Consider the following 13,844-nt stretch of genomic DNA (forward strand, 5'->3'; position numbering starts at 1 on the left):
TGTGTACACGGCTCGACCTTGGGCCTGAACCACCGCTACGTTGTTCGCGACCAACGAGATGTGCTTCAATGGCATGCTTTTCAATGTCTTGACGTTCAATGGGCTGGCTGGATTTGTCATGAGATCGATGCTTGCGGCAACCTTGGTGTTTGCAGCCGCCACGGGCGCGCATGCCCAGATGACGACATCGCCGGTCGCCGGCACCAAGCCGAAAACGGTCCAGACCGTCCCGATCCAGCCTCCCGCAATGCAGACGCCGTCGGCGACCGCCGATGCCATGGCAAAAGCGGAGCGGCTGGCGCTGCAGTCCGACCTCGCCTGGGTCGGCCAGTATAACGGCGCCATCACCGGCGACGTCAGCGAGCGCATGGTCAACGCCATCAAGGAATACCAGAAGACCAAGGGCGGCAAGCCGACTGGCGTGCTCAATCCGCAGGAGCGCGCCGCGCTCGCCGAGACGGCGCGAAAGAAGCAGGAGAGCGTCGGCTGGAAGATCGTGACGGAGCCGACCAGCGGCGCCCGGCTCGGCATTCCCGGCAAGCTGGTGCCGCAGCAGGCAAGCGACGCCAATGGCTCGAAATGGACCTCGCCGACAGGGACGGTGCAGGTGGTTCTCAGCCGCCGCAAGGAGGCGAACCCGACCTCGGCAAAGCTCGCCGAGCTCGAGAAGGAGCCGTCCGGGCGCAAGGTCGATTACACCGTGGTGAAGCCCGACTTCTTCGTGCTGTCGGGCTTGCAGGGCCTGAAGAAATTCTACGTCCGCGGCACCTTTAGGGGCGACGAGGTCCGCACCATGACGATCCTCTACGACCAGGCGACAGAGAATACTGTCGAGCCGGTCGTGATCGCGATGTCGAGCGCGTTCAACGCGTTTCCGTCGGGACCACTGGCCGGGCCGCCGCCGCGCAAGACCGTCGAATACGGCACCGGGATCGTCGTCAGCGAGGACGGCGCGATTGTCACCGACCGCCTCGTCACCGACGGCTGCCTTGCGATCACGATCGCGGGCCATGGCAGCGCCGACCGTCTCGCCGAGGACAAGGAGCATGATCTGGCGCTGCTGCACATCTACGGCGCGCGCGGGTTGCGACCGCTCAGCCTCGCCGGCGGGGCCGTGAAGACCAATGTCGATGTCGTCGGCATCGCCGATCCGCAAAGCCAGGGCGGCGCGGCCGGCGTGTCGAGCCTCAAGGCCGCGCTGGCGCCGGTGACGGGCAGCAATTCCGCGCTCTCGCCGCCGCCGGCGGTTGGCTTCTCCGGCAGCCCGGCCGTCGACGCCGACGGCAGGTTCGCCGGCATCGCGCTGCTGAAGCCGGCCATGGTCGCAGGGCCTGCGACATCGGTACCGGCGTCACAGGCGGTGATGGTCCCGGCAGAGGCGGTGCGCGGATTCCTGAAGGCGAACGGGGTCGCGGCGAATGGCGCGTCGGCGGACGCCAAGGCCTCCGTCGTGCGCGTCATCTGCGTGCGGAAGTAGGCCGCGCGAGCGCACCACTCTCCCGTGTCCCGGACGCGGTGCGGCATGCAATGCCGCTCCGCTGAGCCGGGACCCATATCAGCAACACTCGCGCTTGTTGCCCTCTGCCCCCCGGCTCTGCAGCGCATCGCTTTCGCGATACGCTTTGTCCGGGGCACGGTTGCCCATGCGCTTACGTACGACTACGGAGCCGGTAGTGGTACGGATTCGCTGGAATTCGCGATTCCGCCATCATCCTTACCGTTGATTCGGACCTCCGCGATCCCCTTTGGATCGGGCCGGCACGTCCTGAGCGAGAAGCGCTCAGCATCCAGAAGCGATGCACGTTCGCGTGGCGTATCCCTGACCCAGCACTCCAAAGGATTGATCTTCAATGCATACGATCGTACTGGCCACCCAAAAGGGCGGCAGCGGCAAGAGCACGCTCGCCATCGGCCTCGCGCTGGCCGCCAAGCAGGCCGGCTTCACCGTCCGCCTGATCGAGACCGACCCGCAGGGCACCCTCTCCAACTGGCAGCGCCGCCGCTCTACCGACGATCTCGTCGTCGAGCCGATCTATCACGCAGCCGATATCGCGCCGCGCCTGAAGATGCTGGCCGATAGCGGCCTCCAGCTCGCGATCGTCGACACCGCGGCCGGCCTTTCCGCCGCCACCACCGCCGCGATCCGCCATTCCGACCTCTGCCTGATCCCGGCCCGTCCCAGCGTCGCCGACATCGAGGCGACCGTCTCGACGCTCAGCGTCGCCCGCGCCTGGAAGCGGCCCTACAGCTTCGTGCTGAACCAGACGCCGATCCGCGGCCAGCGCATCGACAACGCCGCGACCGCGCTCGCCGAGGAAGCCGCGCTCGACCTTGCCGAGGTGCTCGCGCGTCCGCTGATCGTGATGCGCAACGATCACCAGGACGCACTCGCCAGCGGCCTTGCCGTGAGCGAATTCGCGCCGAACGGCAAGTCGGCGGACGAGATCCGCGGCCTCTGGCGCTGGATCGAGACCCGGCTCGAGCTTGAAGCCACCACCGATGTCCTGATCGACCAGGTCATCTCGGCTGCCCACGGCATGCTGCACGTCGCCAGCGAGCTTGCGGCGGACGAGACCACGACACTGGCGTCCTGAGCGGGGCGACCGCTCGGGCGACAATCGGGCGCTTCGCCATCCGCTGAAAGAGCCCAAGCGACGAAGCAGTCCGGCCACGGCCGGATTGCTTCGCCTCGCGCTCTGAGGGAAGCTCTCCCCACGCGTCATTGCGAGCGCAGCGAAGCAATCCAGACTGTCGCCGCGGAGGGGTTCTGGATTGCTTCGCTGCGCTCGCAATGACGGCGTGGTGGGATCGTCGTCTTGCAGAGACTCACAGCCTTTTGGCTGCGATTGGTATCACTTCTGACATTTCGGGCACCAGAAGGTCGAGCGGCCGTTCTGCACGAACCGCTTGATCGTGCCGCCGCAGCGCGGCGTCGTGCATGTTTCGCCTTCGCGGTCGTAGACCTTGAACGAGTGCTGGAAATAGCCGAGCTCGCCCGTGGTCTGGCGGTGATCGCGCAAGCTGGAGCCGCCGGCCTTGATCGCGTCGTTCAGCACGGTGTGGATCGCACCGACCAGTCTCTTGGCATGATCCGTCGGCTCGCCCCCGGCAACGCCCTTACGTTGTCCGGCCTTGGTCGACAGGGTCGCAGCAATGCGCCGCGGCGACAGATGCGAGCGGTGCAGCGCCTCGCAGACATAGATGTTTCCGAGCCCGGCCACCACGCGCTGGTCGAGCAGCGCGGCCTTCAGGCTGGTGGTCTTGCCTTGGCAAGAGCGCGCCAGCATCGCCGCGTCGAATTCATTGCCGAGCGGCTCGGGGCCGAGGCCGCGCAGCAGCGGCTCGTCTTCGAGCGCGTTGCGCGCGATCACTTTCATGTAGCCGAAGCGGCGCGGATCGTTGAAGACGATGTCGGCGCCTGAGGACATCCGAAACAGCACGTGATCGTGCGCGGAGTCCTTGGCCTTCGGATAGTGAAACTCGCCGGGCTGAGCCTCGTCGTCCGGCTTGATGACGCGGAACGAGCCCGACATGCCCAGATGCATCAAGAGCACGTCGCCGGAGGCGAGATCGGCCATGAGATATTTTGCCCGGCGCCCGAGCCCCGTGACGACCTGCCCCTTGAGCCGGGCCACGAAATCGGGCTGGAACGGAAAGCGTAAATCCGGCCGGCGGGCCTCCGCATTGAGGATTTTCGCACCCTCCATCACGGGCTGAAGGCCGCGGCGGACGGTCTCGACTTCGGGCAATTCAGGCATGGTCAGGCATTCACCTTATGAGGGCGGTGTGATAGCGCCATTGCGGCGGGCAGGCTATGGTCCGCCCTGTGGAGTAGAGTAATGGATCGGCCGGGCGAAACCACGCATTTTGGCTTCAGGGACGTCCCCCTCGGGGACAAGCAGACGCTGGTGAACGATGTGTTTCACAGCGTGGCGTCGCGCTATGACTTGATGAACGACCTGATGTCCGGTGGCCTGCACCGGGTCTGGAAGGACATCATGATCACCGCGCTGGATCCGCCCAGGAGCGACCGGGCGTTCGCGCTGCTCGACGTCGCCGGCGGCACCGGCGACATCTCGTTCCGTGCCGCCAAGGCAGCCGGCCCCGGCTTCCACGCCACGGTGTGCGACATCAATTCGGACATGCTGGCTGTGGGGCGGGAGCGCGCCGCCAAGCGCCATCTCGACACCCAGGTCGATTTCGTCGAAGGCAATGCCGAATCGCTCGGCTTTGCCGATCGCAGCTTCGACGCCTATACGATCGCATTCGGCATCCGCAACGTGCCACGGATCGATCTTGCGCTGCGCGAGGCCTATCGCGTGCTGAGGCCCGGCAGCCGCTTCCTGTGCCTGGAATTCTCCACCGTCGAGATGCCGGGGCTGGACAAGCTCTATGATCTGTTCTCGTTCAAGGTGATCCCGCCGCTCGGGCGCATGGTCACGGGCGACGCAGAATCGTATCAATATCTCGTCGAGTCCATCCGCAAGTTTCCAAAGCCCGCCGCCTTCGCCGACATGATCCGCGAGGCCGGCTTTGCCCGCGTCAGCTGGCAGACGCTCTCCGGCGGCATCGTCGCACTGCATTCGGGCTGGCGTTTGTGATCTCTGCCGTCACCCACATTGCGCGCCTGATCCGCGCCGCGCTCGTGTTTGCGCGCGAAGGCGTGTTCGGCGCGGTCGATCCGAGCCTGGTGCCGCCGCCGGGACAGCTCGCGCTGAAGCTGGCGCGCCTCATTGAGCGCCGCGGCGCCAAGCACGGCCCGCGGATCTCGCGCGCGCTGACGCGGATGGGCCCGGCCTATCTCAAGCTCGGCCAATTCCTGGCCACGCGTCCCGACGTGGTCGGCGTCATCATGGCGCGCGATCTCGAAAGCCTGCAGGACCGCCTGCCGCCGTTCCCGCAGGAGGAAGCCAAGGCCACGATCGCGATCTCGCTGGAGCGGCCGCTGACGGACGTCTTCGTGAGCTTCGGACCGCCGGTCGCGGCGGCCTCGATCGCGCAGGTGCATCGCGGCGAGGTGTTGCGCGACGGCATCCGCAGGCCCGTCGCGATCAAGGTGCTGAGGCCCAACGTCGCGGCACGCTTCCGCCGCGATCTCTCGGATTTCTTCTTCGTCGCGCACAAGGCCGAGGCCTATTCGGCCGAGGCGCGGCGCCTGCGCCTGATCGAGGTCATCAACACCATGTCGCGCTCGGTCGCGATGGAGATGGACCTGCGGTTAGAGGCTGCCGCGCTGTCGGAGATGGCGGAGAACACGCGCGACGATCCCGATTTCCGCGTGCCCGCCGTCGACTGGGACCGCACCACGCATAACGTGCTGACGATGGAGTGGATCGACGGCATCGCGCTGAACGATCACAAGCGCCTCGCGGAGGCGCAGGTCGATCTGCCCGATCTCGGCCGCAAGGTGATCCAGAGCTTCCTGCGCCACGCGCTGCGCGACGGCTTCTTCCACGCCGACATGCATCCCGGCAATCTGTTCCTGGATGAGGCCGGCCGCCTCGTCGCGGTCGATTTCGGCATCATGGGCCGGCTCGGCATGAAGGAGCGGCGCTTCCTCGCCGAGATCCTGCTCGGCTTCATCACCCGCGATTATCGCCGCGTCGCCGAGGTGCATTTCGAGGCCGGCTATGTGCCCGCGCACCATTCGGTCGAGAATTTTGCGCAAGCCATCCGCGCCATCGGCGAGCCGATCCACAATCGCACCGCCGAGGAGATCTCGATGGCGCGGTTGCTCACGCTGCTGCTCGAGGTGACCGGCCTGTTCGACATGACGACGCGGCCCGAGCTGATCCTGCTGCAGAAGACCATGGTGGTGGTCGAGGGCGTGGCGCGCGGCTTCGATCCGAAGCTCGACATCTGGAGGGTTGCCGACCCCGTGGTTCGCGAATGGATCGAGCGCAATCTCGGGCCGATCGGCCGGGTGCAGGGCGCACTTGCCGGGACCGGCCACATCGCGCGCGTCCTGATGCGCATGCCGGAGATTGCCGAGCGGTCGGTGAAGGTTCTCGAGCAGCTCGAGACCATGACGCGGGAGGGCATCAGGCTGTCGCCGGAGAGCATCGCGGCCATGGGGCGCAGCGAGGGCCGCAAGAACCGCTGGCGCACCGTGGCGCTCTGGATCATCGCCGCGACCTTCATCGGGATTCTGATCGCCGTCCGGAATCTGTGATTGCACTGCAATCACGAGGATGATAGCATCGCTATCATTCCGTGCCGGAGGGCGTCATGGCAAGCCTGACCATCCGCAAGCTCGACGACGCCGTCAAAACCTATCTGCGGCTGCGTTCGGCCAAGAACCACAGGTCGGTCGAGGAGGAGGTCCGGGTCATCCTGCGGGAGTTGATCGACGGCCGCGAGGAGCCGCTGACCCCGTTTGCGGTGCCGCCCGTCGCGTCCGCCGCCCCGACGCCTCAGCGCACCGGCGCCCTTCCCGAGGCCAGTGTCACCCTGATCATCGGCGGCGGGATCGCGGCCTACAAATCGCTCGACCTGATCCGAAGGCTGAAGGAGCGCCGCATCGAGGTGCGCTGCGTGCTGACCAAGGCGGCGCAGCAATTCGTGACGCCGCTGGCCGCGAGCGCACTCTCGCATGAGCGCGTCTACACGGATTTGTTCGACCCGCAGAGCGAGTTCGACGCCGGCCATATACGCCTTGCGCGCGATTGCGACCTGATCGTGGTGGCGCCGGCCACCGCCGACCTGCTGGCGAAGATGGCGAACGGTCATGCCGACGATCTCGCCAGCGCCATCCTGCTTGCGACCAACCGCAAGGTGCTGCTGGCGCCGGCGATGAATCCGCTGATGTGGAGCAACGCGGCGACGCGCCGCAACGTCGCCCAGCTCCAGCGCGACGGCGTGGTGCTGATCGGCCCGAACGCGGGCGAGATGGCCGAAGCCGGCGAAGCCGGAACGGGCCGCATGTCGGAAGCCATCGAGATCGCCAATGCCGCCGAACGGCTGCTGCGGCCGCCGATGCCGAAGCCGCTCGCCGGCAAGCGCGTGCTGATCACCGCAGGTCCCACTCACGAGGCGATCGACCCGGTGCGCTACATCGCCAACCGGTCCTCCGGCAAGCAGGGCTTTGCCATTGCCGCCGCCGCGCAGGCCGCGGGCGCCGAGGTTACTCTGGTGAGCGGTCCGGTCGACCTCGACGATCCCCCGGGCGTGACGGTGAGGCACGTCGAATCGGCGCGGCAGATGCTGGAGCAGGTCGAGGCCGCGCTTCCCACCGACGTCGCGATCTTCGCCGCCGCGGTCGCCGACTGGCGCGTCGCCAACGAAGGCGAGCAGAAGCTGAAGAAGACGGCAGCCGGCATGCCGCCGCTTCAGCTCGTCGAGAACCCCGACATCCTCGCCACGATCTCCAAGCTCACCGACAAGCGCCCGCCGCTCGTGATCGGCTTTGCCGCCGAGACCGAGCACCTAATCGACAACGCCAAGGCAAAATTCGCGCGCAAGGGCTGCGATTGGATCGTCGCCAACGACGTCTCGCCCGCCACCGGAGTGATGGGCGGCGACCGCAACACGGTCCACCTGCTCAGCCGCAAGAACGGCGCGCAGGACGGCGAGATTGCAGTTGATTCCTGGCCGGCGATGACCAAGGAACAGGTCGCCATCGAACTGGTCGCGCAGATCGCGAAAAGCGTGACCGGCAAATCCCTGGAGACCGCATCTTGAGCACGAAGGTTGCCGTCGAGCTGCAACGCCTCGCCCACGCTGAAGGGCTGCCGCTGCCGGCCTATCAGACCAGCGAGGCCGCCGGCCTCGATCTGATGGCCGCGGTGCCGGACAACGAGCCCATGACGCTCGCACCAGGCCAATACGCGCTGGTGCCGACCGGCCTCGCGATCGCCTTGCCGCCCGGGCACGAGGCACAGGTGCGGCCGCGTTCGGGGCTGGCGGCCAAGCACGGAGTCACCGTGCTGAATTCGCCGGGCACGATCGATGCGGACTACCGCGGCGAGATCAAGGTGATCTTGATCAATCACGGCACCACGCCCTTCGTGATCAAGCGCGGCGAACGCATCGCCCAGATGGTGATCGCGCCGGTGCTGCAGGCCGCGCTGGTTCCCGTCGCCACCTTGTCCGCGACCGATCGCGGCGCCGGCGGCTTCGGCTCGACCGGGCGCTAGCTTTCTTGCCTCTCCCGCTTGCGGGAGAGGCCGTCGCGCTCGCAGAGCGCGGCGGGTGAGGGCTCTATCCTCTTGGGGATGTCCGGTTGCGGAGACACCCTCTCCCCAGCCCTCCCCCGCAAGCGGGGGAGGGAGCGCACCACGATCGTGGCGGGCAATCCGGATGACACGCTAACGCACGGCAATCCCAGCCGAATCATCCGCAGAATCACGTGCTTCGGAACAACGCGCGGGGCACTTTTTTGGGACCCGCCTTTGCGTTCACGATCTGGACTCTTACCGGCGGAGTCGCGGTGAGGGTATTGTCTTTTGATTCGCGCGCGACGGGGGTCGCCGCGCGTCAATTCGTGCGGTCTTGGGGCAACTATGTCAGGCGTGATCGTGTCGATGCGTCGGACGCTGCTGTCGTGCACATCGCTGGCGCGCAACGGCTTGGTGGGAGGCGCTCTCGCAGCGCTGCTGCCGGCTGCGCCGGCAAAGGCCGCCGACCTCATCGACACCCTTTCCCTCGTGATGGATTTGAACCGGCAGGAACTCGCGGTGCTCGCCACCGCGCTGGCCCTGCTCGGCTTTTCGGTGGTGGCCGCGATCCTGTTGATGCGCACGCGGGTGCGCACGGCGACGAACGAGGCGCGGCTGCGCGCCCGGATCGGGGAACTTCAGCTCCAGGCCGACCGCTTCGGCGCGCTGCTGTTCACCGAGCCGCAGATCCTGATCTCGTGGCCGGCCGGCGACAACCGCGCGCAGATTTCCGGCGACATCGCGTTGGTGCTGCCGCGCGATTCCTCGCCGCAGCGCGTGCTGGCGTTCGGAACCTGGCTGCCGCCGGAGCCGGCGCTGCAGATGGACCATGCGGTCGATGCGCTGCGCGAGCGCGGCGACGGGTTCCAGCTGACGCTGACCACCGCGCAAGGCCATATGCTGGAAGCGATCGGGCGCGCCATCGGCGGCCAGGCCATCGTCCGCATTCGCGAGCTGTCCGGACTGCGCCGCGATCTCGCCGAGACCCATCTGCGCTACAAGGCACTCTCCGACGAGACCGAGATGCTTCGCGGCTTTGCCACGGCCGCACCGTGGCCGATCTGGGCAAAGGGGGAGAACGGCGCGCTGACCTACGCCAACCCGGCCTATGTGCGCGCCACCGAGGCGACCAGCGCCGTCGATGCGCAGGAGCGCAAGCTCGAGCTGCTCGACAGCGCCGACCGCACCGCGATGGAGCGGGGGCTGAAGGACGCCGCCAATTTCACCTCGCGGCTGCCGATCGTGGTCGGCGGCGAGCGGCGCATCTACGACGTGCGCGCCGTCAATGTCGGCAGCGGCAGCGTCGGCGTCGCCATCGATGCCAGCGAGGCGGATGCGCTGAGCTCGGCGCTGGTGCGCATGGCGGAGGCGCACCGCCGCACGCTCGACCAGCTCTCCTCCGGCGTTGCCGTGTTCGACGGCCAGCGGCGCCTTGCCTTCTACAACGATTCCTATCGCCGGCTGTGGGATCTCGATCGCAACTTCCTCGACGCCCATCCGGACGATTCCAGCGTGCTCGACCAGCTCCGCGCCGCGCGCAAATTACCGGAGCAGCCGGATTTCCGCGCCTGGAAAGCCAAGCTGCACGAGGCCTATCGCGCGGTCGAGACGGCCAAGGACACCTGGTTCCTGCCCGACGGCCGCGCGCTCTCGGTCGTCACCACGCCGAACCCCGAGGGCGGCGTGACCTATCTGTTCGACGACGTCACCGAAAGCCTCGACCTCGCCCGCCGCTTCGACGGCCTGATCCGCGTCCAGCGCGAGACGCTGGACAGTCTCGCCGAAGGCGTCGCGGTGTTCGGCAGCAACGGCAAGGCGCAGCTGTTCAATCCGGCCTTCGTCCGGATGTGGAAGCTGTCGAGCGATGCCATGCGCGACGAGCCGCACATCCAGACCGTGGAAGGCTGGTGCCATCAGCTGTTCGACGATCCGCAAGTCTGGCGCCAGATCCGCGAGGCCATCACCTCGATCGAGAACCGCGCGGACGTGCCGCTGAAGCTGGAACGCAAGGACGGCAGCGTGCTCGACGGCATGATCCGGCCGCTGCCCGACGGCGCCACCATGCTGACGTTCCAGGACATCACCGACACCGAGAATGTCGAGCGCGCGCTGCGCGAGCGCAACGAGGCGCTGGAGGCGGCCGACCAGATGAAGGTGGATTTCGTCCACCACGTCTCCTACGAGCTGCGCTCGCCGCTCACCACCATCATCGGCTTTGCGCATTTCCTCAGCGATCCCTCGACCGGACCGCTGACGCCGAAGCAGGCCGAATATCTCGACTACGTCACCAAATCGACCAACGCGCTGCTCGCGCTCACCAACAACATCCTCGATCTCGCCACCATCGACGCCGGCGCGATGAAGCTGGAACTCGGGCAGGTCGATGTCAGCAAGGCCATCGAGCTTGCCGCCGAGGGCATCCAGGACCGGCTCGCCACCGACCGCATCCGCCTCAAGGTCGAGATCGCGCCCGATGTCGGCAGCTTCGTCGGCGACGAGAAGCGCGTGGTGCAGGTGCTCTATAACCTCCTCGCCAACGCCGTCGGGTTTTCTCCACAGGATTCCACCGTCGGCATCAGCGCCCGGCGCACCGACCGCAGCGTGGTCTTCACCGTGACAGATTCGGGCCCTGGAATACCTGCCGACATGAAGGACAAGGTGTTCAACTGGTTCGAAAGCCGCTCGCAGGGCTCGCGTCATCGCGGCGCCGGGCTCGGCCTGTCGCTGGTGCGCTCCTTCGTCGAGCTGCATGGCGGCAAGGTGCGGGTGGATTCGATCGTCGGCCGGGGCACGGTCGTGATCTGCGACTTCCCGACCGACCAGGCGGCGCACCGCGACGCCGCCGAATGACGGAAACAACCACATTCGCCGTCGCGCTTCACAACGAGACGGCCACGGCGCAATTGATGGCCGACCTCGCGCTGCTGGTCGGTCCCGGGGACGTCATCACCCTCACCGGCGATCTCGGCGCCGGCAAGACTGCGGCGGCGCGCAGCCTGATCCGCTATCTCGCCGGCGATGACGCGCTGGAAGTGCCGAGCCCGACCTTCACACTGGTGCAGGGCTACGAGCTGCCGCCCTTCCCGGTGCTGCATGCCGATCTCTACCGTGTCGAGGACGAGAGCGAGCTCGAGGAGATCGGGCTGTCGCCGCTGCCCGATGCCACGCTGGTGCTGATCGAATGGCCCGAGCGCGCCCCGTCGGCAATGCCCGAGGACCGCATCGACATCGCGCTGACGCACCGGCCGGCGCTGGGCGCGAACGCACGTGCCGCCGACATCACGGGCCATGGCAAGGGCGCCGCGCAAGTCGCGCGGCTGAAGGCGCTGCGCGAATTCCTCGACGCATCCGGTTACATCGATGCGATGCGCAAGCGCATGGCCGGCGACGCCTCGACGCGCTCCTATGCGCGGCTCGTGCGCGATGAGGAAATCGTCATCCTCATGAACTTTCCGCAGCGCCCCGATGGCGCGGCGCTCTACGACGGAAAATCCTACAGCGCCGCGGTGCATCTGGCCGAGAACGTAAGACCCTTCGTCGCCATCGATGAAGGTCTGCGCGCGCAGGGAATCTCGGCGCCGGCCATCCACCATTCCGATCTCGACCATGGCTTCCTGATCACCGAGGATTTCGGCAACGAGGGCGTGATCGAGGGCGATCCGCCGCGACCGATTCTCGAGCGCTACGAAGCCGCGACCGACGTGCTGGCGATGCTGCACGGCAAGGCGCTGCCGGAGACACTGCCGCTGCACGGGCAGACCTACGCGATCCCCGTCTTCGACGTCGAGGCGCTGCTGATCGAGATCGGATTGATGCCGGAATGGTATCTGCCCGATCGCAACGCGCCGCTGAGCGAGGCGACGCGCGCGGAATTTTTTGCGATGTGGCGCGAATTGCTGAAGGGGCCGTTGGCGGCGCCGAAGACGTGGATCATCCGCGACTATCACTCGCCCAATCTGATCTGGCTCGGGCAGCACAGCGGCATCGAACGCGTCGGCGTGATCGACTTCCAGGACACCGTGCTGGGGCCGCAATCCTACGACGTGGTGTCGCTGCTCCAGGACGCCCGCATCGACGTGCCCGAGAGCATCGAGCTGACGCTGCTGTCGCGCTACATCAAGGCGCGGCGGGCGCAAGATTCGAGCTTCGACGCCGCCGGCTTCGCCGAGCTCTACGCGATCATGTCGGCGCAGCGGAACACGCGCCTGCTCGGCACCTTCGCCCGGCTCAACCGCCGCGACGGCAAGCCGCATTATCTGCGCCACCAGCCGCGGATCTGGACCTATCTCCAGCGCTCGATGGCCCATCCCGCGCTCGCCCATCTGCGCAACTGGTATCTCGCCAACGTCCCGCCGCCAGGCTGATTCAGGACCGATTTACCGGCCGTTAGCCAAGATGTCGCTACTCTGGCGCCGAGGCAGCCGGAAATTACGGGGCTGGAGCGGGGCAGATGGCAGCGAAAGCGGATCAGCGCGGAAATAGCCGGGTTATTTTCGAGCGCGGGTTTTCGGCCCAGATGATGGGAATCGACGGCACCTGGCGGCGCGACTGCACCATGGAGGATGTCTCCGAGACCGGCGCCAAGCTGACCATCGACGGCTCGGTCGAAGGGCTCCATCTGAAGGAATTCTTTCTCCTGCTCTCGTCCACCGGACTCGCCTACCGGCGCTGCGAGCTGGCCTGGGTCAACGGCGACCAGATCGGCGTCAATTTCCTGAAAGTGGGCGACAAGAAGAAGAAGGTCCGTTCCACAGCCGTTGGGGCGTGACGGCAACACCCGTCGTACAACCGTCACGGCGGGTGGTTAAGGCGGTCGAGATGCGGTGCGGCAGATCGAGCCTCGTGTTAGGATTGCTGCGAACGCGAAAGGTCTGAGAAGGCGAAGGATGTCCGTCAAACCGACCAAAGCCATGGTGCTCGCCGCAGGATTTGGCCTGCGCATGCGCCCCCTGACGGACAGGATGCCGAAGCCGATGGTGCCGGTCGCGGGCCAGCCCCTGCTCGACCACGTGCTCGACAAGCTCGGCCAGGCCGGCGTGACCGAGGCGGTGGTCAACGTGCATTACCTGCCGGACCAGATCATCGACCACGTCGCATCGCGTCAGCTTCCGCATGTCACTATCTCGGACGAACGCGACCAGGTGCTCGGCACCGGCGGCGGCGTCGTCAAGGCGCTGCCGCTGCTCGGCGATGCGCCGTTCTTCCACGTCAATTCCGACACGCTGTGGATCGACGGCGTGCGCTCGAACCTGACGCGGCTCGCCGAAAACTTCGACCCTGATCGCATGGACATCCTGCTCCTGATGGCGCCGACCGCGACCAGCATCGGCTATGGCGGCCGCGGCGATTACGGCATGCTGCCGGACGGCGCCTTGCGCAAGCGCAAGGAGAAGGAGGTCGTTCCGTTCGTCTATGCCGGCGCGGCGATCATGTCGCCGGCGATCTTTGCCGACGCGCCCAAGGGCGAATTCTCGCTGACGAAAATGTTCGATCGCGCCAACGAGCAGGAACGGCTGTTCGGCCTGCGCCTCGACGGCGTCTGGATGCATGTCGGCACGCCCGATGCCGTGCACGCCGCGGAAGAGGCGTTTTTGGAGAGCGTGGCGTAGGGGCGCTCCAGGCACGGTGCCGTAGGGTGGGCAAAGGCGCCCTTGCGCCGTGCCCACCATCTCTGTCGACCGCAAAAAA

At 66.8% G+C, this 13,844-nt stretch carries 11 protein-coding genes; 10 read left to right on the forward strand and 1 reads right to left on the reverse strand.

Annotation, left to right across the window (positions count from 1 at the left end; translation table 11 throughout):
• Positions 1-118 precede the first annotated feature (118 nt).
• Together DCG74_RS04255 and DCG74_RS04260 are read left to right on the forward strand one after the other, a co-directional pair.
• Positions 119-1,477 (forward strand): serine protease, encoded by a 1,359-nt coding sequence (locus tag DCG74_RS04255; protein WP_172788584.1) that lies wholly within the window; start codon positions 119-121, stop codon positions 1,475-1,477.
• A gap of 373 nt (positions 1,478-1,850) precedes the next feature.
• Positions 1,851-2,594 (forward strand): ParA family protein, encoded by a 744-nt coding sequence (locus tag DCG74_RS04260; RefSeq protein ID WP_172788585.1) that lies wholly within the window; start codon positions 1,851-1,853, stop codon positions 2,592-2,594.
• Positions 2,595-2,852: 258 nt separating this feature from the next.
• On the opposite strand, the gene mutM is transcribed toward DCG74_RS04260, so the two are convergent.
• Complete coding sequence (gene mutM, locus DCG74_RS04265; protein WP_172788586.1) at positions 2,853-3,758, reverse strand: bifunctional DNA-formamidopyrimidine glycosylase/DNA-(apurinic or apyrimidinic site) lyase; 906 nt, start codon at positions 3,756-3,758, stop codon at positions 2,853-2,855.
• Between the two features lie 81 nt (positions 3,759-3,839).
• Here mutM and ubiE point away from each other — a divergent pair, with 81 nt between their 5' ends.
• The 8 genes from ubiE to DCG74_RS04305 all read left to right on the forward strand — a co-directional run bounded on the left by ubiE (position 3,840) and on the right by DCG74_RS04305 (position 13,765).
• Positions 3,840-4,601, forward strand: a complete 762-nt coding sequence (gene ubiE / locus DCG74_RS04270) for a bifunctional demethylmenaquinone methyltransferase/2-methoxy-6-polyprenyl-1,4-benzoquinol methylase UbiE (protein ID WP_172788587.1) — start codon at positions 3,840-3,842, stop codon at positions 4,599-4,601.
• The gene (ubiB, locus tag DCG74_RS04275; RefSeq protein ID WP_172788588.1) at positions 4,598-6,172 is read left to right on the forward strand and encodes a 2-polyprenylphenol 6-hydroxylase; all 1,575 of its coding nucleotides are present in this window, start codon (positions 4,598-4,600) and stop codon (positions 6,170-6,172) included. The genes ubiE and ubiB overlap by 4 nt, the downstream gene beginning before the upstream one ends.
• A 56-nt stretch (positions 6,173-6,228) precedes the next feature.
• Positions 6,229-7,680: a bifunctional phosphopantothenoylcysteine decarboxylase/phosphopantothenate--cysteine ligase CoaBC gene (gene coaBC / locus DCG74_RS04280; RefSeq protein WP_172788589.1), complete on the forward strand. Its 1,452-nt coding sequence runs from the start codon at positions 6,229-6,231 to the stop codon at positions 7,678-7,680.
• A complete protein-coding gene (gene dut / locus DCG74_RS04285; RefSeq protein ID WP_172788590.1) occupies positions 7,677-8,135 on the forward strand; it encodes a dUTP diphosphatase in 459 nt (152 codons plus the stop codon). Before coaBC ends, dut begins: the two co-directional genes overlap by 4 nt.
• Before the next feature lie 366 nt (positions 8,136-8,501).
• Complete coding sequence (locus DCG74_RS04290; RefSeq protein ID WP_172788591.1) at positions 8,502-11,006, forward strand: PAS domain-containing sensor histidine kinase; 2,505 nt, start codon at positions 8,502-8,504, stop codon at positions 11,004-11,006.
• Positions 11,003-12,520, forward strand: coding sequence for a tRNA (adenosine(37)-N6)-threonylcarbamoyltransferase complex ATPase subunit type 1 TsaE (gene tsaE, locus DCG74_RS04295; protein WP_172788592.1), 1,518 nt, complete (start codon positions 11,003-11,005; stop codon positions 12,518-12,520). Before DCG74_RS04290 ends, tsaE begins: the two co-directional genes overlap by 4 nt.
• Positions 12,521-12,606: 86 nt before the next feature.
• A complete protein-coding gene (locus tag DCG74_RS04300; RefSeq protein WP_036009083.1) occupies positions 12,607-12,924 on the forward strand; it encodes a PilZ domain-containing protein in 318 nt (105 codons plus the stop codon).
• A gap of 118 nt (positions 12,925-13,042) precedes the next feature.
• Positions 13,043-13,765: a nucleotidyltransferase family protein gene (locus DCG74_RS04305; protein ID WP_172788593.1), complete on the forward strand. Its 723-nt coding sequence runs from the start codon at positions 13,043-13,045 to the stop codon at positions 13,763-13,765.
• The last annotated feature ends 79 nt before the right edge of the window (positions 13,766-13,844 follow it).

Source organism: Bradyrhizobium sp. WBAH42, from assembly GCF_024585265.1.
Lineage (GTDB): Bacteria > Pseudomonadota > Alphaproteobacteria > Rhizobiales > Xanthobacteraceae > Bradyrhizobium.

Coding starts and splice junctions, on each gene's coding strand:
- DCG74_RS04255 (WP_172788584.1), top strand. CDS start 119: ATGAGATCGATGCTTGCGGCAACCTTGGTGTTTGCAGCCGCCACGGGC.
- DCG74_RS04260 (WP_172788585.1), top strand. CDS start 1,851: ATGCATACGATCGTACTGGCCACCCAAAAGGGCGGCAGCGGCAAGAGC.
- mutM (WP_172788586.1), bottom strand. CDS start 3,758: ATGCCTGAATTGCCCGAAGTCGAGACCGTCCGCCGCGGCCTTCAGCCC.
- ubiE (WP_172788587.1), top strand. CDS start 3,840: ATGGATCGGCCGGGCGAAACCACGCATTTTGGCTTCAGGGACGTCCCC.
- coaBC (WP_172788589.1), top strand. CDS start 6,229: ATGGCAAGCCTGACCATCCGCAAGCTCGACGACGCCGTCAAAACCTAT.
- DCG74_RS04290 (WP_172788591.1), top strand. CDS start 8,502: ATGTCAGGCGTGATCGTGTCGATGCGTCGGACGCTGCTGTCGTGCACA.
- tsaE (WP_172788592.1), top strand. CDS start 11,003: ATGACGGAAACAACCACATTCGCCGTCGCGCTTCACAACGAGACGGCC.
- DCG74_RS04300 (WP_036009083.1), top strand. CDS start 12,607: ATGGCAGCGAAAGCGGATCAGCGCGGAAATAGCCGGGTTATTTTCGAG.
- DCG74_RS04305 (WP_172788593.1), top strand. CDS start 13,043: ATGTCCGTCAAACCGACCAAAGCCATGGTGCTCGCCGCAGGATTTGGC.